The organism is Streptomyces sp. NPDC051567, from assembly GCF_044454165.1.
Taxonomy (GTDB): domain Bacteria; phylum Actinomycetota; class Actinomycetes; order Streptomycetales; family Streptomycetaceae; genus Streptomyces.
Map to the genome: position 1 here is coordinate 133,513 of NZ_JBITDK010000005.1, position 18,237 is coordinate 151,749.

An 18,237-nucleotide genomic window follows, 5' to 3' on the forward strand; every position below is an offset into this window, starting at 1 on the left:
GGGAAGGTCACGGTGACCGAGGTACAGCCCAGCCAGCGCATGCGGGATCTCGGAGTCGTCCAGCACGGCGTCGGTATCCTCGCCGAGCCTGCGGGCGCCTTCGCGCTGCCCGCTGACCAGGACGCCGCTACACGCGTCGTCGGGCAGCTGTCCGACGCCATGGACCGCATCGCCCGCGCCCATGACTTCAGCGGCAAGGGCATGGGCCTCGCCGCTCCACAGATCGGCATCGCCCGCGCGGCCGCCACCGTACGCCCCGCCATACCGGGCGCCGGGCTGATCGTCCTCCTCAACCCGCGCATCACGGCGGCCTCCGAGGAGACGGACGAGCAGTACGAGGGCTGCCTGTCCTTCTTCGACGTCCGGGGCCTGGTCCCGCGCCCGCTGCGGATCACCGTGGAGACCACCGCGCTCGACGGCAGCACCGTCACCACCGTGTACGAACGCGGGCTCGCCCGGCTCGTCCACCACGAAATCGACCACCTGGACGGGCTGCTCTACACCGCGAGGATGCGGCCCGGCGTCGGGCCCATCCGGGTCGAGGAGTACCGCCAGACCGGCCGCGCGTGGGCCTACGAGCGGTAGGCCCCGCACCGGCCCTCCTCCGGTTCCGCCTGCTCACATGCCGAAGGGACCCGGCAGCCCGGCAACCGCCGTGACGGGTCAGATGCGGTGCTTCCGTCCCGCGCCCCTACCACCGACATACACCGAGGGCCCATCTCTGTTGCGGGAACGGGGGGGCTCCGGGGGAGAACTACGGGCGGAACCCGTTGGCGTCGACGCCTCGAACACGGTCGGCAAGATGCCGCCTCATGGCCCGTGTACGGCTCCCGGCCGACAAACTCCCCGTGGGTGGGTCCAGCGCCGCCCGCAGCCTCGCCGCCCACCGCTGGGGCAACAGCACAGAGAATGAAACGCCTGACAAGGCGGCCCGGGACGCTAGATGCTGGTGGTCACGTCAACTCCAAGCGCAAGAATGCGCAAGCTACGTGACAGGAGAGGTGGCCATGGGCCTGGAGCTCTTCGGAATCGACCCTGAGACCAACGAGGAAGGCTCGCCCACCGTCTGGGCGAACGTGGCTCAGCGTCGGCTCGTGATCCAGAGCGACACCCTCACTGGGGCCGAGCTCGCGGAGGTCAGTGAGACCGAGTGGGTTGCCGGTCACAAGTCCGGCGTACCTGCCCACGAGTCTGTGATCAGCATCCCCGAGCAAATGATCCCCTTCATCAGAAAGGCTTGCGATGCAATCGAACGTGCCGGACTTCAGGACTCTGCTCCGGGAGACGAAGAAGTCGGCCGTGCATCTGGAGATGCGTGATCAGTACGGCGTCGCTGACGAGGCCGGCCAGTTCGCCGCGTGGAAGGCCGGGCACCGGTACTCCCTGGAGAACCGGGCCGAGTGGTGGCATCCATTCCATGACTTCGTGGTGGAGACCATCACCCGTGGAGTGACCATCCGGCGTGCCCGGATCGTCTCGGAACCCGTCACCGAGTACATCCGCTACGAGCACTCCCACACGTTCACCAATATCGCAGCCGGCGAGCAGATCCGATGGCTACCTCGAAGCCGGGCACTGGACCTTGCGTTGCCGGGAGCCGACTTCTGGTTGTTCGACAGCCGGATCGTGCGGTTCAACCTGTTCACCGGTGATGGTGAGTGGGCTGATCCCCGGAACGCGATGACAGAGGAACCGGCCACCGCGGAACTGTGCACGAGGGCTTTCGAGGCCGTGTGGGAGCGGGCGGTACCCCACGAGGTCTTCGAGATCTGAGTCGGCTCCGAACCACTGGGTGGACAACACATGCCATCGTCGCCTTCATCCAGCGTTGTCGCGACACGGAAGGCCATCGCTGACCAACTGGTCGAGATCCGTAAGGACGCCGGACTCAAAGGGGGTGAGCTGTCTACCCTGTGTGGTTGGCACCCAGCCAAGACCTCTCGCATCCAGTCCGGCAAGGCCGCTCCGTCGGAAGACGACATAAGGGCCTGGTGCATTGCCTGCGGGGCCGGCGACCGGGTCCCTGACCTGATCGCGGCTTCCCGCGCCGCCGACTCGATGTACCAGGAGTGGAGACGACGGAACAGCTCCGGCATGATGCTCGCCCAAGAGAAGGTCATCAGCGACTACGAGCGCACGAGGCTCTTCCGGATCTACGTCTCGAACGTGCTCCCTGGCTTCTTCCAGACCGCCGAGTACGCGACGGCACTCATGCAGTCCATCACTCACTTCCAGGGCACTCCGAACGACGTTGCGGCGGCCGTACCAGCGCGTCTAGCGCGGGCACAGCTCATGTACACGGGAGCACGCCGGTTCGCGGTCCTGATCGAAGAATGGGTTTTACGAACCAGGATCGGCAGCGCGGAGGACATGGCCGCTCAGCTCGGCCACCTGCTCACCTTGATGTCGCTGCCGTCCGTCTCCATCGGGATCATCCCGGCTGGCTGCCCGCGAGCCATCTGGCCCCTTGAAGCCTTCTACCTGTTCGATGATCAGCGGGTGGCTGTGGAGACCCTGACCGCGAAGGTCAGTGTGCTCCAGCCCAGAGAGATCACGGACTACATCCGGGCCTTCGTGGGCCTGTCCGATATGGCCGTCTATGGAGCGAAGGCCAGAGCGCTGATCGCCGCCGCCACTGCCTCTTTGGAGTGATGACCCGCAATAAGGCGCAAGTTTGTTGAGCACGCGGTACCGGGGTTCTTACGGTCTATCGCACACCCCCGCCACCTCGGCGAAGGAAGACAGACCGATGGCCAGACGCAAACCCCGGCGCAACCACGAAGTCGTAACCAGCCCGACCAAGTTCGAGCCCAAGGGAGGCGCGCCATGACCATGTCGACGTTCAGGTCCCCGAACACGGTGCTCGCCAACGCCGTTGAGGACGCCGTCGATGTCCTGCGGCCCCGCATCCTGGCCTCGGACATCGAGAGCATCAGTTTCTCGGTGGGCACCCAAATCAACGGGCGCCCACACCTCGGCACCCACCTCGTCCAGAGCCTCGCCTTTCTGCTGGCGGAGCACTCCCGCGACGAGTTCGGGATCGAGGCCAGTGTGGGATTCTGCGCGCTGGACAACTCCCCTGCGGAAACGACCAGGGCCGACGGGCGGCGCTACCAGCGTGCCTACGTCCACAGTCTGAGCGCCGACGAGATCACAGCCCTCATCGCCCGGCACTACCTGCCGCTGTTCGACGCCCTCCAGACCCGGACGAACGTGCCGTACACGGTCAGCACCTACACCCAGCAGCAGGACAGCCCGGCGTATCGTGCCGAATTCCTGCGGACCCTGGAGCTGCTGGACGACATCGGCTCCTGGCTTGCCCCCAACACCGGTAGCGCCCACATCCGGCTGCCTTGCCCCGTCTGCGGCTGGGCGGAGAAGTACGCCGACCGGACGCGGCTGTTGGAACTGGATGACGCCGGGGCTCTGTTCGAGGCCGTGTGCTTCGAACACGGCCTCTACGAAGCCGACATCACACCGCTGGGCGGCGGATACCTCGACCTGGCCACGCTCTACCGCAACGTCGTCAAGGAACGCTCCTACCGGCCCGACCGCACGCTCCACGTGATGGTCAAGGGAGGCGACTGGGCTTTCGGGTGCCAGCTCGTCGACGGGGCGCACGCGACCCTCGGGCTGCCGGCCGGTCCCCTGCCCGTCCGGATCTTTACCCCCCAGATCCTCGGCAGCGACGGTGGCAAGCTCTCCAAGAGTCTGCTGCGCGAAGCCGCCGAAGCTGGACTCGCCCAGGATGACAGCACCCCTGCGTGGCTGCTCGACCCCTCGGCCTGGCCTGGTACCCAAGAGGACTACGTCGAAGCGCTGACCGGTCTCGGCGAACTCGTGCTGAGCGACCCCAGGCACTTCTTCCGGTCCTACACGACCACCGCATTGGAAGCCCTGATGAGTGCCCCCAAGCCTGCAACGCACAACTCGCAGGCGAAGCGCCCGCGCACCATGCCGATCTACAGGCAGTACTTCGATCTGATCGCCACCGGCGAGAAGACCGTCGAAGTCCGCGTCGCGTACGAGTCGATGAAGCGGATCAGGGTCGAAGACCTGATCAACTTCACGTGCCGCGAGCTCAACTGCCTGACCAAGGTCACGCGGATCGGGAGGTACCGCACCTTCAAGGAGATGTTCGACACCGAGCGCCTGGAGGCCGTCAACCCGAAGGCCACCGAGGCCGAACAGCTCGAAGCGATCTACGCAATCTTCCCGCCCCACAAGGAGACGCTGGGCGTGCTGACCTTCGAGATCGAGCGGGTGAACCCCTCGTGAGCCCGACCCGCCGCAAGGTCCTGGTGATCTGCAAGGGCAACCACTGCCGGTCCCCGATCGCCGCGTTGATCATCGCCGAGCGGGCCGGGGGCACCCTCGACGTACGCTCGGCCGGCACCCGCGACTGGCACGTCGGCAAGCCCGCGCACCCTCTCATGATTCAGGCCGCCGCCGCTTTCGGCTACGACCTCACCGGGCACCGCGGGGTGTTCCTGGACAAGAAACAGCTCGACTGGGCAGACGACCTGCTCGTGGTGGACGAGGAGACCGCCGAAGCCGTCCAGCCCGTCACCCTCGTCGGGCCTGGGCGCCCCGTGCATATCCTCGGTGGCGGCATCGCCGACCCGTGGGGCGGTGTACTGGAGGACTTCGCCAGGGCGGTCGCGGAGATCCAGGACGCTACGAAGCTGTTCTACGCCCTCTAGTCGGCACGACAGGTTCCGGCTGCTGCCGCGCGCTCGACCAGCAGTGACCATCTCGTACCCCGCCGCCCTCAACCCTCAGCGGCGAACCCGCCCCGTCACCACAGGACGGGGGCCCTCTTGCTACCACTCGAAGGCGGCAAGAGGCCGTGATGAGGCCGTGGCTCCTTGCATCTCAGCCCATTCCCGCAGCTCAGGAGCAAGCTGCAAGGCTGGTACGTTCCAAGGGCCGGACCGCGAGCTCCGCCCGGCCGGGGCAACGTCCCCGGGTCAGCGGTACGGCTCCGACTCGGCATCCGACGGCCCAGAGACGGCCCACGGAGAATGAGACAACTCCGGGCCGGCGGTCGGTGACCGGCGGCCCGGGGGTGGGGAGGGCTGGCGGGGGGGCTGTCGTTACAGGACCGGGAGGTTCTTGCGGAGTTCGAAGGCGGTGACCTCCGAGCGGTACTCCTCCCATTCCTGCTTCTTGTTGCGCAGGAAGAAGTCGAAGACGTGCTCGCCGAGGGTCTCGGCGACCAGTTCGCTGCGTTCCATCAGGGAGATGGCCTCGCCGAGGTTCTGCGGGAGGGGTTCGATGCCCATCGCGCGGCGTTCGGCGTCCGAGAGGGCCCAGACGTCGTCGTCGGCGCCCGCCGGGAGTTCGTAGCCCTCCTCGATGCCCTTGAGACCGGCCGCGAGGAGGACGGCGTAGGTCAGGTAGGGGTTGGCGCCGGAGTCGATCGAGCGGACCTCGACGCGGGCGGAGCCCGTCTTGCCCGGCTTGTACATCGGGACGCGGATCAGGGCCGAGCGGTTGTTGTGGCCCCAGCAGATGTACGAGGGGGCCTCGCCGCCGGAGCCCGCCGTGCGGGAGGAGCCGCCCCAGATCCTCTTGTAGGAGTTGACCCACTGGTTGGTGACGGCGGCGGTCTCCGCGGCGTGCTTCAGCAGGCCCGCGATGAAGGAGCGGCCGACCTTGGAGAGCTGGTACTCGGCGCCCGACTCGTAGAACGCGTTGCGGTCGCCCTCGAAGAGGGAGAGGTGGGTGTGCATGCCCGAGCCGGGGTACTCGGAGAAGGGCTTGGGCATGAAGGTGGCCTGCACGCCCTGTTCCAGGGCGACCTGCTTCATCACCAGCCGGAAGGTCATGATGTTGTCGGCCGTGGAGAGGGCGTCGGCGTAGCGGAGGTCGATCTCCTGCTGGCCCGGGGCGCCCTCGTGGTGGCTGAACTCCACGGAGATGCCCATGGATTCGAGCATGGTGATCGCCTGGCGGCGGAAGTCCATGCCGACGTTCTGCGGGGTGTGGTCGAAGTAGCCGGAGTTGTCGGCCGGGACGGGACGGGAGCCGTCCAGCGGCTTGTCCTTCAGCAGGAAGAACTCGATCTCCGGGTGGGTGTAGAAGGTGAAGCCCAGGTCGGAGGTCTTGGCCAGGATGCGCTTGAGGACGTAGCGCGGGTCCGCGAAGGACGGGGAGCCGTCCGGCATCAGGATGTCGCAGAACATCCGGGCGGTCCCGGGTGCCTCCGCGCGCCACGGCAGTATCTGGAACGTGCTCGGGTCCGGCTTGGCGATCATGTCGGACTCGTAGACCCGCGCGAAGCCCTCGATCGCGGAGCCGTCGAAGCCGATGCCCTCGTCGAACGCCTGCTCAAGCTCGGCGGGGGCGACGGCAACGGATTTCAGGAAGCCCAGCACGTCGGTGAACCACAGGCGCACGAAGCGGATGTCGCGCTCCTCCAGCGTCCGGAGGACGAATTCCTGCTGCTTGTCCATGCCTTCATCCTCGCAGTTCAGACGGCCTGTGCACCACCGCCCCGGGGGCCGGGGGCACAGCGGGGCCGGCCCAGTATCGCCAGCGGTGGTTTCCGCCACATTACGCACCCGGTAAAGGTCACGGCACCCCGCACTGACCTCGGGACCGTCATGAGCATTACCATCGGCGCCCATGGGGGGCGGGGAAGACACGCAGCGCGGGCGCCACGGGCGGCCCGTGCTGCGCCGTGCCCTCCTGCTGGTGACCCTGGGGACGCTGGCCGGCACGTTGTTCCTGTGCGCGCGGGCGGGCGAGGCCACCCGGCCGGGTCAGAGCCCCGCGCGTGTCGTGTCGGTGGTCCAGACGGTCGCGGCCCCCGCGGCGGCGCCGCCGCGGGCCGCCGCCGCGGCACCGGACGGCCAGGGCACCCGGGCCGTCCGCGTCTCCCCGTACGGGCCTCCCGGCTGCTCGCCGCTCGCCCACGTGACCCCGGGGGTGCTGCCCGTCCCGCCGCCCGCCACGGCCGTGGTGGTGACCGGGCCCCCGGTCCTCGCGCACTCCGCGGACCCCGGGCCGGGCCGGCCGGCCGGGGCCCCGGTCCGTGCCCCCGATCTCCACGCCCTCCAAGTGCTGCGGACCTGACGGGTCCGGCGCCGTACCGCGCACCACCCGTACGCACCCTCCACCCCCCTCAGCAGAAGGACATCAGGGCACATGGCCAGCAAGAACCCGGACAACCAGTCCCGCCAGGCACGCATAGCCGAGATGCGCGCCGCCGACAGATCACGCGACCGGCGCAACAAGGCCATCGCCATCACGGCCTCGGCGGCCGTCGTGGCCGGTCTGGTCGGTTTCGGCGCCTGGGTGATGACCGACCAGAAGCAGAAGGCCGACGCCACGAAGGCCGCCATCGCGGCGCCCGTCACCGGCGAGCAGAGCTGGGAGGCCGCCAAGCTCGGCCGCAACCACGTCGAGACCCCGGTGAAGTACGAGATGACCCCGCCGGTCGGCGGGGACCACCACACCCGCTGGATGAACTGCAACGGCGACGTCTACAAGAACCCGGTGCCCGAGGTGAACGCGGTGCACTCGCTGGAGCACGGCGCGGTCTGGGTGACGTACAACGAGAAGGCCGCCAAGGGCGAGGTGGACAAGCTCGCCGAGACGGTGGGCAAGACCCCGTACACGCTGATGAGCCCGGTCAAGGAGCAGGCCGGCGCGATCATGCTCAGCGCGTGGGGCAAGCAGGTGACGGTGGACAGCGCGGCCGATCCCCGGGTGGCGCAGTTCCTCGGCAAGTACGTGCAGGGCCCGCAGACCCCGGAGCCGGGCGCGGCCTGCACGAACGGGCTGGCCGAGAAGTGAGCCGGACGTACTGGGCGGCGGGCACGGCCGTCGGCCTCGCGCTGCTGTTCGCGGCGGCGACGGTCGCCACCGCGAGCGGCGGTTCCTCCTCCGGTACGCCGTCCCGTACGCCGGGGCTCCACTCGGCGGACGCGGGCTTCGCCCGGGACATGGCCGTCCACCACCAGCAGGCGGTGGAGATGTCCTTCGTCGTGCGGGACCGCACCCAGGACGAGGCGGTCCGCACCCTCGCCTACGACATCGCCAACACCCAGGCCAACCAGCGCGGCATGCTGCTGGGCTGGCTGGACCTGTGGGGGCTGCCGAAGGTGGTGACCGGTGAGCCGCCGATGTCCTGGATGGGCCCGGAGCAGGGCGCGGAGCAGGGCGCGGACGGTCATGGCACCGGCGGGCACGACATGAGCGGCCACGCCATGGGCGACGGCGCGGGCGGGGCCCACGACATGGGCTCCGCCGTGGCCGGGTCCGGCCGGCTGATGCCCGGCATGGCCACCAAGGAGGAGCTGCTGCGGCTGGGCGAGACCGGTGGCCGGGACGCGGAGGTGCTCTACCTCCAGCTGATGACCGACCACCACAAGGGCGGCGTGGCCATGGCCGAGGGGTGTGCGCGGCAGTGCGTGACCCCGGCCGAGCGGGCGCTCGCCCAGGGCATGGTGGCGGCGCAGCAGTCGGAACTCACCCTGATGGCGGACATGCTCGGCCGGCGCGGGGCCGCCCCGCGCGGATGAGCGGCCCGCGCGGGTGAGCGGCCCGCGCGGGTGAGCGGCCCGCGCGGGTGAGCGGCCCGCGCGGGTGAGCGGCCCGCGCGGGTAGCCGGTGAGGGCCCCGGGGGCGGTGGGGACACCCGCCCCCGGGGCCTTTCGCGTGGGCGCCCGGCCCTGGACCCGGAGCCCGTTTCAGGCGTCCGGCGCGGGCCGGGCCGTGTCCAGGACGGCGCGGGCCACCTGGCCCGGCCGGTCCGCCATGACCAGGTGCCCGGACGGTTCGGCGACCTCGAAGCGGGCGGCGAGCCGGTCGGCGAGGCCCGCCTGCCGGCCCAGCCAGTGCAGGGCGGCGCCGGAGGCGGAGCCGTCGTACCCGGCGAGGACGGTGGCCGGGGCTGCCAGCGGGTGCGTGCGCCGCAGCTCCAGCAGTTCGGCGGCCGTGTCGAGGTAGCCGGAGTTCTCCAGCAGGGCCCCGCGCCAGACCCGGCCGGTCCGGTAGCAGCGGCGTACGAGGTCCCGTGGGGCCGGGTCGCCGCCGGTGACGCGGGAGCCCCGTACGGCGGCGCGGCGGGCGGCGGGACCCAGCGCGGCCGGCAGCCCGGCGGCGGTCACCGCCCGGCCCAGGAGGCGGGCGAAGGCGGTGCGCACCGGGGCGGGCAGCAGCGCCCGGGGCTCCTCCTCGACACTGCTGTCGACCAGGACCAGGGCGGCGGTGCGCTCCGGGTACAGGCGGGCGAACGCCTCGGCGTGGAACCCGGCGATCGAGTGCCCGGCGACGGTGACGGGGGCGCCGCCCAGGCCCAGCGCGTCCAGCAGGGCGGCGATCCGGCGGGCCTCCCCGGCGGCGGTCGCCGCCGTGGTGGCCGGGGAGCTGAGGCCGTGTCCGGGGCGGTCGAAGCGGACGACGGTGCGGTGGGGGGCGAGGAGCGCGGCGACGGGGTCCCAGTCGAACCAGGCCAGGGCGAGCCCGGCGCTGAGCACGCAGACCGGCCCCCGGCCCGCCACCTCCACGTGCAGCGTCGTCCCGTCCACCCGGACGAACCGGCCGGTGGCGGTGGCGGTGGCGGTGGCGACTGATTCATCCCGTTCGCCTGGTTCGCCCGTTCCCGTCACGGCTGTCACGCCTGGTGCTCCTGGTGGTCCCGGTGCTCCTGGTGGTCCCGGTGCTCCTGGTGGTCCCCGTTCTCCTGGACCTTGCGGTTCTCCCGGTTCTCCCGGTGGACGGAGTAGGCGAGCAGGCCGATCCAGAGGGCGACCAGCAGGACCTGGAGCCGCTGCCCGGCGCCGAGGGCCCATATCCCGCGTCCGGCGGTGAACATGGCGATGGCGCAGAGGGTCCAGACGGTGGTGAGCAGTTCGAGGACGACGAGCACGGGGCCGTAGCGGGCGAGCGGGGCGAACCAGCCGTAGCGGCGGGCGGCCAGGGTGAGGGCCACGATGCCGAGGATCGCCCCGGTCATGGCGAGGCTGCTGCTGACGGCGTGGGCCTGATGGGTGGCCGGGACCAGCCCGGCGGTCTCACGGGCCGCGCACTCGGGGTCGACGGTGGGCTTGCAGCTCAGCGGCAGCCAGGCATCGGCGGCGGTGGCCGCGCCGAAGAGGGTGACTCCGGACCAGCCGGCGAGCGCCCAGGGGTAGCGGGAGCCGGTGGACCTCAGCAACCCCCACAGGGCCAGCAGGCCGCCCGCGAAGGCGAGCAGACCGGCGGTGAAGTCGGTGGCCCGGAAGAGACCGCCGAGCGGCTGGTCCTGGGCGGCGAGTTCACTGACGTAGGTCTTGACGGGGTCGAGGCCGGTGGAGAGGACGACTTCGAGGACCCACGCGGTGTAGGTGGCGGCGCCGAGTCCGAGGAGGACGGCGACCGCGCCCGCGGTGCGCGGGGCACGGTTTCCCGAAGGTGAACCGGAGGAGAGGGAGCCAGAGGGCGAAGGGGACATAATGTGACTGATCCTATGCAGACCCGGGGTCGGTCCTTCGATCGGATACCCACCCCGGGTAGGGTTCCGTGCATGACGCGCAGTGCCCAGCGAGCCGCCCGGTGGCCCCGGCTGCCGCTGCTTGCCGCGCTGCTGCTGGGCATCGTCGCCATGCACACCCTGGGCCATCCGACTGAGTCCCACGCCATGGATGACGCTCCGGCGGCCCACTCCGTTGCCCTGGGGCAGCCGGTTTCGTCTCACCAGCCCCTCCAGGCACCTCAGTCACTCCCACCACTCCCCTCACTCCAGCCCCAGCCCCTTCCGGCGCAGCCCCAGCCCCTCCCGGCGCACGGCTCCGCGCACACCGCCGGCGAGGCGCCCACCGCGGCGGCCCTGTCCGGGGTGCCCGGGGTGCCCGCCGCGGCGGCCCAGGAACCCCCCGGGCCCGGCATGGACCCGATGTCCCTGTGTCTCGCCGTGCTGGCCGCGCTGGTCCTGCTCGCGCTCGGCCGGTCGGCCGCGCGCCGCCGCCCGCGCCGGGCGCTTGGCGCGGGCGGCGGCCCGGCCCGGACCCCCCGCGGACCCGATCCGCCCGCGCCCCGGGAACTCCTCACCCGGCTGGCGGTGCTGCGCGTATAGGACGGAGCCCGCCGCCGCCCCGGCATGCCCGCGGGCGGTGGCAGACGGCGTCCCTCCGACCGCACCACCCACACCACGAGGTGCTTCCATGCGCTCTCTTCCCACCCGTCTTCCCACCCTCCTCCCCTCCCTCCTTCCCTCCCGTCGCGCCGTGCTCGGCGCCTCCGCCGCCGTCACCGGTACCGGACTGCTCGCCGCCTGTTCCGGCGCCGGGGGCTCCGGCACGGACCACGGCTCCATGAACCACGGCGGCGCCTCCCCCTCCCCCTCCGCCCCGGGCGCCTCCCCCGGCGGGTACGTCGACCCCTCCGGCCCCGAGGTGCGGGCCGCCGAGGCCGCCCGCAAGGCCACCGGGCCGCTGACCGAGGTCCGGCTCACCGCCACCGCGACCCCGCTGGACCTCGGCGCCGGACGCACCGTCCGCTCCTGGGCGTACGGGGACCGGCTGCCGGGCCAGGAGGTCCGGGTCACGGCGGGCGGCACCCTCGCCCTCACCCTGGCCAACAACCTCCCCCAGGCCACCTCCTTGCACTGGCACGGGCTCGCGCTCCGCAACGACATGGACGGGGTCCCCGGGCTGACCCAGCGGGACATCGCCCCGGGCGCCTCCTTCACCTACGAGTTCGCCGTCCCGCACCCGGGGACGTACTGGTTCCACCCGCACTCCGGCGTCCAGCAGGACCGCGGGCTGTACGCGCCGCTCATCGTGGAGGACCCGAAGGAGCCCCTCGCCTACGACAAGGAGTGGGTGGTGGTCCTGGACGACTGGGTCGACGGTGTCGACGGCTCCACCCCGGACGCCGTCCTCGCCGGACTCCGCAAGGGCATGGGCCCCGGCGGCCACGCGGGCCACGGCGCCGCGCCCGAACCGGCCGCCAGTGGCAGTGAGGGGCCCTCGCGCGCCCTCATGGGCGCCGACAGCGACGTCCTCGGCAAGGACGCGGGCGATGTCGCCTACCCGTATTACCTGGTCAACGGCCGCACGGCGGAGGACCCTTCGGTCTTCGAGGCGCGCCCCGGCGACCGCGTCCGGATGCGGATCATCAACGCGGGCGGGGACACCGCGTTCCGGATCGCCCTCGGCGGCCACGAGCTGACGGTCACCCACACCGACGGCTTCCCGGTGGAGCACACCCGGACGCGCTCGCTGCTGCTGGGCATGGGCGAGCGGTACGACGTCCTGGTCACCGCCGGGGACGGGGTCTTCCCGCTCACCGCGCTGGCCGAGGGCAAGGGGCGGTCGGCGCTGGCGCTGCTGCGCACGGCGCCGGGGACGGCACCCACCGCCGCGACCCGGCCGGCCGAGCTGGCCGGGCGCCCGCTGACCGCCGAGACGCTGAGGGCCGCGGCCCCGGTCGCCCTGGCCCCGCGCGAGCCGGACCGCACGGTACGGATCAGGCTGACCGGCTCCATGGCCGCGTACGACTGGGCCTTCGACGGCAAGCCGTACTCGCCCGACCAGCGGCACCCGGTGAAGGCGGGCGAGCGGGTCCGGCTGGAGTTCTCCAACGCGACCACGATGTGGCACCCGCTCCACCTGCACGGGCACACCTTCGCCCTCGGCAACCGCCCCGGCGGCGCCCGCAAGGACACGGCGGTGATCCTGCCGAACGGGACGCTGACGGCGGACTTCGACGCCGACAACCCGGGGCTGTGGATGATCCACTGCCACAACGTCTACCACGCGGAGTCCGGGATGATGACGGTCCTCGGCTACCAGAGGTAGCGGCCGGGCCGGGGGCGTGGTGGCGCGCTCCGGGGCACGTGGCAGGCTTGGGGATGATCACACCGGCCGACCCGCACGAAGGACCCCCAGGCATGAGCACGCCCCCGAACCCGTCCGGCACTCCGGCCGTCCCGCCGACCGAGCCCGTGGACCCGTCCATATCCGGGGCGGCCCCCGCTCCGGAGCCGGGGGCCGCGCGCCCCCTGTCGCTGGAGAAGGACCCCGGGGCCGTGGCGCCCGCCGCGGGTACCGGCCCGGAGCCGGTCCCGGCCGCACCTGCCGCCCCGGGCGCCCCCGCCGCACCGGAGCCGTCGGCGTTCGCGCCGGTCGCGACGGCGCCCGCGCCCGCGTACGGCGGTGGCCCCGGTGGTCCCGGCAACCCGTGGGGTCCGCCCGGCGCGGGCCACACGATGCCGTACCCCGGCTACCCGCAGGCCGCCCCGGTCACGAACGGCCTGGCCGTCGCCACCCTCGTCCTCGGGATCTGCTCCGTCCTGATCGGCGCCACCCCGTTCTTCTTCTGGCTCGGCGCCGTCCTCGCCCTGACCGCCGTCGGTATCGGCATCGGGGCCGTCGTCCGCGCCTCCAAGGGCGCCCCGCGCAAGGCGATGTCCATCGCCGGAACCGTCCTCGGGGTCCTCGGCCTCGGCGCCTCCGTCGGGGGCTTCTTCCTCACCACCGTCGTCGTGGACGAGGCCGTCACCATCACCGAGCGGCAGCTGGAGGAGGCCGCCGGATCGAGCGCCTCGCCGACGCCCTCGCCCTCCCAGGTCCCGGGCCTGACCAGCGCGCTGCCGTTCGGCGAGACCTTCGCCTACGACGGCGGCATCAAGGTGAGCCTCTCGGCGCCGAAGAAGTACCAGCCGAAGGACGCGTACGCCCGCACGAAGGTGAAGAACGCGGTCCAGCTGACCGTCACGATCACCAACAACTCCACCGCGCCGCACGAGATGATCTACGTGGTGCCCCATGTCCGCGACGCCCAGGGCATGACCGCCGAGCTCGTCTACGACGGCACCCTGCCGAATACGGTCAAGGGGTCCATCCTGCCGGGTGAGTCCGCCAGCGGAATCCTCGCCTACGAGGTCCCCGAGGGCACCACCTCGATCAGCGCGGACGTCTCGGCGGGCACGATGCTGAACGACGTGAAGTTCAGCGGCCCCATCGGCTGACCCCCGGCCGGGTGGCGGCCCGGGCACCCGGGCCCGGTCCGCCCGGCCGGTCCCGGTGGACCGGCGGGCCCCTACGGGCCCCTGCCGGGCTTCCCGCAGGGGCCCGGCCCAGGACATCGCGTCAGAAGGACGATTACACTGGGCCCGTGCCTCAACTTCGCCTCGCTCTGAATCAGATCGACTCGCACGTCGGCGACATCGCCGCCAACGCCGACTCGGTCGTCCACTGGACCCGGCACTCCGCCGAGCAGGGCGCCCATCTGGTGGCGTTCCCGGAGATGATGCTGACCGGGTACCCCGTCGAGGACCTCGCCCTGCGCACGTCCTTCGTCGACGCCTCCCGCGCGGCGCTCGACGGGCTCGCGGAGCGGCTGGCGGCCGAGGGGCTCGGCGAGCTGCCGGTCGTCGTCGGCTACCTCGACCGCACCGGGAAGGCCACCCCGCGCCTCGGCCGCCCGGCCGGCTCCCCCGAGAACGCGGCGGCCGTGCTCCACCGGGGGCGGGTCGTCCTGCGCTTCGCCAAGCACCACCTCCCCAACTACGGCGTGTTCGACGAGTTCCGGTACTTCGTGCCGGGCGACACCCAGCCCGTGATCCGGGTGCGCGGCATCGACGTGGCCCTGGCCATCTGCGAGGACCTCTGGCAGGACGGCGGCCGGGTCCCGGCCACCCGCTCCGCCGGGGCCGGGCTGCTGATCTCGGTCAACGCCTCCCCGTACGAGCGCAACAAGGACGACCTGCGCCTGGAGCTGGTGCGCAAGCGGGCCCAGGAGGCCGGCTGCACCCTCGCCTACCTGGCCATGATCGGCGGCCAGGACGAGCTGGTCTTCGACGGCGACTCGATCGTCGTCGACGCCGACGGCGAGGTCATCGCCCGCGCCCCGCAGTTCTCCGAGGGCTGCGTACTGGTCGACCTCGACCTGCCCGCCGCGCGCGCCGACGCCCCCGAGGGCGTGGTGGACGACGGGCTGCGCATCGACCGCGTGATCCTCTCCGAGGAGCCGGTGGCCCCGTACGCGCCGGTCGTCCCCGGCGGCTGCGCGGACCGGCTGGACGACGACGAGGAGATCTACGACGCACTGGTCGTGGGCCTGCGCGCGTACGTCCGGAAGAATGGTTTCCGCTCGGTCCTGATCGGGCTCTCCGGCGGCATCGACTCCGCGCTCGTCGCGGCCCTCGCCTGCGACGCGATCGGCGCGCAGAACGTGTACGGCGTCTCGATGCCCTCGAAGTACTCCTCGGAGCACTCCAAGGACGACGCCGCCGACCTGGCCGCGCGGACCGGTCTGCACCTGCGGACCGTACCGATCGAGCCGATGTTCGACGCCTACATGGGTGCGCTGGGCCTCACCGGCCTCGCCGAGGAGAACCTCCAGTCGCGGCTGCGCGGCACCCTGCTGATGGCGGTCTCCAACCAGGAGGGCCACATCGTGCTGGCCCCGGGCAACAAGTCGGAGCTGGCCGTGGGCTACTCCACGCTCTACGGGGACTCGGTCGGCGCCTACGGTCCGGTCAAGGACGTCTACAAGACGGACGTCTTCCGGCTCGCGCGCTACCGCAACCGGGCCGCGGCCGAGCGCGGCGAGACCCCACCGATCCCGGAGAACTCCATCGTGAAGCCGCCCAGCGCCGAGCTACGCCCGGACCAGGTGGACACGGACTCCCTGCCGGACTACCCGGTGCTGGACGCGATCCTCGCGCTGTACGTGGACGGGGACCAGGGTCTGGAGCCGATCGTCGCGGCGGGCTTCGACCGCGAGCTGGTCGCCCGGATCCTGCGCCTGGTGGACACCGCCGAGTACAAGCGCCGCCAGTACCCGCCGGGCACGAAGATCTCCGCGAAGGGCTTCGGCAAGGACCGCCGCCTGCCCATCACCAACGGCTGGCGCGAGCACGCGTAGCCCCGGCCCGGCCCGGAGGGCGGTCCCGTACGCGTGAGGCCCCGGCCCGCTCTCCAGGAGCGGGCCGGGGCCTCACGCGTACGTCGTCCGCGGTGCCTACGGCCTGACGGTGACCCGGGCGGCGACCGGGAGGTGGTCGCTGCCCGTGCGCGGGAGGCTCCAGGACGCCTCCGGCTTGATCCCGCGGACCATGATCTGGTCGATCCGGGCCATCGGGAACTGGGCGGGCCAGCTGAAGCCGAAGCCGTCGCCCACCGCGCCCTGGGTGGAGCGCATCTGGGAGGTGACCTCCGAGAGGGCGCGGTCGTTCATGGTGCCGTTGAGGTCGCCGAGGAGCATGACCTTCTTCAGCGGTTCGGCGGCGAGCGCGGCGCCCAGGGCGTCGGCGCTGTTGTCGCGCTGGTTGGCGGTGAAGCCCGCGTTGAGCTTGACGCGGACGGACGGCAGGTGGGCGACGAAGACCGCGACCGGCCCGTTCCTGGTGTCCACGGTGGTGCGCATGGCCCGGGTCCACCCCATCTTGATGTCCACGGGCCGGCTGGAGGTCAGCGGGTACTTGCTCCACACCCCGACGGTGCCCTCGACCGCGTGGTACCGGTAGGTCCCCGCGAGCGCCTTCTCGTAGACCGGGACGGCGCTCGCCTTCAGCTCGGTCAGGGCCAGCACCTCGGCCCCGGAGGTGGCCACGGACTCGGCGGTACCGCGCGGGTCGGGGTTGTCGGCGTCGACGTTGTGGGTGGCGACCACGAGGTTGCCGCCGGCAGCGGACTTGTTGTCGACCAGCCCGCCGAAGAGGTTCAGCCAGACCACGGCCGGCACCAGCGTCGCGATCAGCGCGGTCGCGGACCGGCGGAACACGGCGGCGGCCAGCAGCACCGGGACCGCCAGGCCCAGCCAGGGGAGGAAGGTCTCGGTGAGGCTGCCGAGGTTGCCGACCTGGTTGGGCAGATCGGCGTGGAAGATCATGACGAGCGAGAGCAGCACGGCGGTCACGGCCAGCACGACCCCGCGCCGCCAGATGCCCCGGTCACCGCGCAGGTCGGCCAGCCGGCGCCGGAAGCGGGACGCGGAGGGCTCGGGGGCCGAACCGCTGTTTCCCGTTTCCGTCATGTACGCCTGTGCCATACCACTGCCCTCACTGCCGTGCTTGCGCTCCGTCCCCGCCCCTTGACCCTAGGCGATGGGGGAAGCCTTCCGTGCCGTACGTACGACCGCCTGGCGCGTTCGTACGTCCGAGAGGACGAACGGCCTTGCGCCCGGAGTTCCGGCTGTCACGAAACGCGCACATTGACGGACCGGGCCTTCGGCCACTTCCGCCCCGGGCCGCACGGGTGCCACCATGGTGGGTAAGTCCGGGGACGCCGTGAGGGCGCCTCGAGATGACTCAAGGAGCAGTTGCCATGACGCATGCCGTTTCGCCTGCCCGCGAAACCTCCGGCACCACCCTGTACGGAGGCACGGGCACCCGGCGCATCACCGTCCGCGACCTGACCCTCGCCAAGGAACGCGGCGAGAAGTGGCCCATGCTGACCGCCTACGACGCGATGACCGCCTCCGTCTTCGACGAGGCCGGCATCCCGGTCCTGCTCGTCGGTGACTCGATGGGCAACTGTCATCTCGGCTACGAGACCACCGTCCCCGTGACGATGGACGAGATGACCCTGCTCTCGGCGGCCGTCGTCCGGGGCACCGGCCGTGCGCTGATCGTCGGGGACCTGCCGTTCGGCTCGTACCAGGAGGGCCCCGTACAGGCGCTGCGCAGCGCGACCCGGCTCGTCAAGGAGGCCGGGGTCGGCGCGGTCAAGCTGGAGGGCGGGGAGCGCTCGCTGCGCCAGACCGAACTGATCGTGCGGTCCGGCATCCCGGTCATGTCCCACCTGGGCCTGACCCCGCAGTCCGTGAACGCGATGGGCTACCGGGTGCAGGGCCGTGGCGACGAGGCCGCGCACCAGCTGCTGCGCGACGCCAAGGCGGCCCAGGACGCGGGTGCCTTCGCGGTGGTGCTGGAGCTGGTCCCCGCCGAGCTGGCCGCCGAGGTCACCCGGTCCCTGCACATCCCGACGGTCGGTATCGGCGCGGGCGCCCAGTGCGACGCGCAGGTCCTGGTGTGGACCGACATGATGGGCCTGACCGGCGGGAAGCTGCCCCGGTTCGTGAAGCAGTACGCGAACCTGCGCGCGACCATGGGGGACGCGGCGAAGGCGTTCGCCGAGGACGTGGTCGGCGCGGCGTTCCCGCAGGAGGAGCACGCCTTCCACTGAGCCGTGCCCCGTGAGCCGTCTCACGCGAACCGCCTCACGTGAGACGGCTCACGGTCCGGGGTGCGCCCCGCGCCGGACCGGGAGGGGCCGCCGACGGGACACCGGCCGGAAA

18 protein-coding genes are annotated in these 18,237 nt (G+C 71.7%); 14 read left to right on the plus strand and 4 right to left on the minus strand.

All coding sequences use genetic code 11. From position 1 onward, the window contains the following. Nucleotides 1–12 precede the first annotated feature (12 nt). The 6 genes from ACIA5F_RS08235 (at nt 13) to ACIA5F_RS08260 (ending at nt 4,703) form a co-directional block, all read left to right on the plus strand. A complete protein-coding gene (locus tag ACIA5F_RS08235) occupies nt 13–585 on the plus strand; it encodes a peptide deformylase (protein ID WP_399350450.1) in 573 nt (190 codons plus the stop codon). Between the two features lie 422 nt (nt 586–1,007). Beyond that, nucleotides 1,008–1,319, plus strand: a complete 312-nt coding sequence (locus ACIA5F_RS08240; protein ID WP_399350452.1) for a hypothetical protein — start codon at nt 1,008–1,010, stop codon at nt 1,317–1,319. Next, the gene (locus ACIA5F_RS08245) at nt 1,243–1,773 is read left to right on the plus strand and encodes a DUF6879 family protein (RefSeq protein WP_399350454.1); all 531 of its coding nucleotides are present in this window, start codon (nt 1,243–1,245) and stop codon (nt 1,771–1,773) included. The genes ACIA5F_RS08240 and ACIA5F_RS08245 overlap by 77 nt, the downstream gene beginning before the upstream one ends. Nucleotides 1,774–1,803: 30 nt before the next feature. Further along, complete coding sequence (locus ACIA5F_RS08250; protein ID WP_399350456.1) at nt 1,804–2,652, plus strand: helix-turn-helix domain-containing protein; 849 nt, start codon at nt 1,804–1,806, stop codon at nt 2,650–2,652. A gap of 174 nt (nt 2,653–2,826) precedes the next feature. Next, on the plus strand, nt 2,827–4,278 hold the full coding sequence (locus ACIA5F_RS08255; RefSeq protein WP_399350458.1) for an ASCH domain-containing protein: 1,452 nt from the start codon (nt 2,827–2,829) through the stop codon (nt 4,276–4,278). After that, nucleotides 4,275–4,703 carry a low molecular weight phosphatase family protein gene (locus ACIA5F_RS08260; RefSeq protein WP_399350460.1) on the plus strand — a complete coding sequence of 143 codons (429 nt, stop codon included), beginning with the start codon at nt 4,275–4,277 and terminating at the stop codon, nt 4,701–4,703. The genes ACIA5F_RS08255 and ACIA5F_RS08260 overlap by 4 nt, the downstream gene beginning before the upstream one ends. A gap of 393 nt (nt 4,704–5,096) precedes the next feature. On the opposite strand, the gene ACIA5F_RS08265 is transcribed toward ACIA5F_RS08260, so the two are convergent. Next, the gene (locus ACIA5F_RS08265; protein ID WP_399350462.1) at nt 5,097–6,458 is read right to left on the minus strand and encodes a glutamine synthetase family protein; all 1,362 of its coding nucleotides are present in this window, start codon (nt 6,456–6,458) and stop codon (nt 5,097–5,099) included. Nucleotides 6,459–6,630: 172 nt separating this feature from the next. Here ACIA5F_RS08265 and ACIA5F_RS08270 point away from each other — a divergent pair, with 172 nt between their 5' ends. From ACIA5F_RS08270 to ACIA5F_RS08280, 3 genes are all read left to right on the plus strand, one after another. Continuing rightward, the gene (locus tag ACIA5F_RS08270; RefSeq protein WP_399350464.1) at nt 6,631–7,080 is read left to right on the plus strand and encodes a hypothetical protein; all 450 of its coding nucleotides are present in this window, start codon (nt 6,631–6,633) and stop codon (nt 7,078–7,080) included. A 72-nt stretch (nt 7,081–7,152) separates the two neighbouring features. Beyond that, a complete protein-coding gene (locus tag ACIA5F_RS08275) occupies nt 7,153–7,803 on the plus strand; it encodes a DUF3105 domain-containing protein (RefSeq protein WP_399350466.1) in 651 nt (216 codons plus the stop codon). Then, nucleotides 7,800–8,531 carry a DUF305 domain-containing protein gene (locus tag ACIA5F_RS08280; protein ID WP_399350468.1) on the plus strand — a complete coding sequence of 244 codons (732 nt, stop codon included), beginning with the start codon at nt 7,800–7,802 and terminating at the stop codon, nt 8,529–8,531. The genes ACIA5F_RS08275 and ACIA5F_RS08280 overlap by 4 nt, the downstream gene beginning before the upstream one ends. A 168-nt stretch (nt 8,532–8,699) precedes the next feature. Here ACIA5F_RS08280 and ACIA5F_RS08285 read toward each other — a convergent pair whose 3' ends face one another. Together ACIA5F_RS08285 and ACIA5F_RS08290 are read right to left on the minus strand one after the other, a co-directional pair. Continuing rightward, complete coding sequence (locus ACIA5F_RS08285) at nt 8,700–9,539, minus strand: alpha/beta fold hydrolase (protein ID WP_399350795.1); 840 nt, start codon at nt 9,537–9,539, stop codon at nt 8,700–8,702. A gap of 86 nt (nt 9,540–9,625) precedes the next feature. Then, nucleotides 9,626–10,444: a DUF998 domain-containing protein gene (locus tag ACIA5F_RS08290; protein ID WP_399350470.1), complete on the minus strand. Its 819-nt coding sequence runs from the start codon at nt 10,442–10,444 to the stop codon at nt 9,626–9,628. Nucleotides 10,445–10,516: 72 nt separating this feature from the next. On the opposite strand from ACIA5F_RS08290, the gene ACIA5F_RS08295 reads away from it, so the two are divergent. From ACIA5F_RS08295 to ACIA5F_RS08310, 4 genes are all read left to right on the plus strand, one after another. Beyond that, nucleotides 10,517–11,065, plus strand: coding sequence for a hypothetical protein (locus ACIA5F_RS08295; protein WP_399350471.1), 549 nt, complete (start codon nt 10,517–10,519; stop codon nt 11,063–11,065). An 88-nt stretch (nt 11,066–11,153) separates the two neighbouring features. Then, nucleotides 11,154–12,791, plus strand: a complete 1,638-nt coding sequence (locus tag ACIA5F_RS08300) for a multicopper oxidase family protein (RefSeq protein ID WP_399350473.1) — start codon at nt 11,154–11,156, stop codon at nt 12,789–12,791. A gap of 92 nt (nt 12,792–12,883) precedes the next feature. Further along, entirely contained in the window at nt 12,884–13,963 is a 1,080-nt protein-coding gene (locus ACIA5F_RS08305; RefSeq protein ID WP_399350475.1) for a DUF4190 domain-containing protein, read from the plus strand. Between the two features lie 146 nt (nt 13,964–14,109). Then, nucleotides 14,110–15,864, plus strand: a complete 1,755-nt coding sequence (locus ACIA5F_RS08310) for an NAD+ synthase (RefSeq protein WP_399350477.1) — start codon at nt 14,110–14,112, stop codon at nt 15,862–15,864. A 96-nt stretch (nt 15,865–15,960) separates the two neighbouring features. Here ACIA5F_RS08310 and ACIA5F_RS08315 read toward each other — a convergent pair whose 3' ends face one another. Next, nucleotides 15,961–16,989 carry an endonuclease/exonuclease/phosphatase family protein gene (locus ACIA5F_RS08315; protein WP_399350479.1) on the minus strand — a complete coding sequence of 343 codons (1,029 nt, stop codon included), beginning with the start codon at nt 16,987–16,989 and terminating at the stop codon, nt 15,961–15,963. A gap of 275 nt (nt 16,990–17,264) precedes the next feature. On the opposite strand from ACIA5F_RS08315, the gene panB reads away from it, so the two are divergent. Beyond that, the gene (panB, locus tag ACIA5F_RS08320; protein WP_399350481.1) at nt 17,265–18,125 is read left to right on the plus strand and encodes a 3-methyl-2-oxobutanoate hydroxymethyltransferase; all 861 of its coding nucleotides are present in this window, start codon (nt 17,265–17,267) and stop codon (nt 18,123–18,125) included. Nucleotides 18,126–18,237 lie beyond the last annotated feature (112 nt).

Excerpts from the sequence above, each read along its gene's own strand:
- ACIA5F_RS08240 (WP_399350452.1), top strand. The coding sequence starts at position 1,008 with ATGGGCCTGGAGCTCTTCGGAATCGACCCTGAGACCAACGAGGAAGGC.
- ACIA5F_RS08245 (WP_399350454.1), top strand. The coding sequence starts at position 1,243 with ATGCAATCGAACGTGCCGGACTTCAGGACTCTGCTCCGGGAGACGAAG.
- ACIA5F_RS08250 (WP_399350456.1), top strand. The coding sequence starts at position 1,804 with ATGCCATCGTCGCCTTCATCCAGCGTTGTCGCGACACGGAAGGCCATC.
- ACIA5F_RS08255 (WP_399350458.1), top strand. The coding sequence starts at position 2,827 with ATGACCATGTCGACGTTCAGGTCCCCGAACACGGTGCTCGCCAACGCC.
- ACIA5F_RS08265 (WP_399350462.1), bottom strand. The coding sequence starts at position 6,458 with ATGGACAAGCAGCAGGAATTCGTCCTCCGGACGCTGGAGGAGCGCGAC.
- ACIA5F_RS08270 (WP_399350464.1), top strand. The coding sequence starts at position 6,631 with ATGGGGGGCGGGGAAGACACGCAGCGCGGGCGCCACGGGCGGCCCGTG.
- ACIA5F_RS08275 (WP_399350466.1), top strand. The coding sequence starts at position 7,153 with ATGGCCAGCAAGAACCCGGACAACCAGTCCCGCCAGGCACGCATAGCC.
- ACIA5F_RS08290 (WP_399350470.1), bottom strand. The coding sequence starts at position 10,444 with ATGTCCCCTTCGCCCTCTGGCTCCCTCTCCTCCGGTTCACCTTCGGGA.
- ACIA5F_RS08295 (WP_399350471.1), top strand. The coding sequence starts at position 10,517 with ATGACGCGCAGTGCCCAGCGAGCCGCCCGGTGGCCCCGGCTGCCGCTG.
- ACIA5F_RS08300 (WP_399350473.1), top strand. The coding sequence starts at position 11,154 with ATGCGCTCTCTTCCCACCCGTCTTCCCACCCTCCTCCCCTCCCTCCTT.
- ACIA5F_RS08305 (WP_399350475.1), top strand. The coding sequence starts at position 12,884 with ATGAGCACGCCCCCGAACCCGTCCGGCACTCCGGCCGTCCCGCCGACC.
- ACIA5F_RS08315 (WP_399350479.1), bottom strand. The coding sequence starts at position 16,989 with ATGGCACAGGCGTACATGACGGAAACGGGAAACAGCGGTTCGGCCCCC.
- panB (WP_399350481.1), top strand. The coding sequence starts at position 17,265 with ATGACGCATGCCGTTTCGCCTGCCCGCGAAACCTCCGGCACCACCCTG.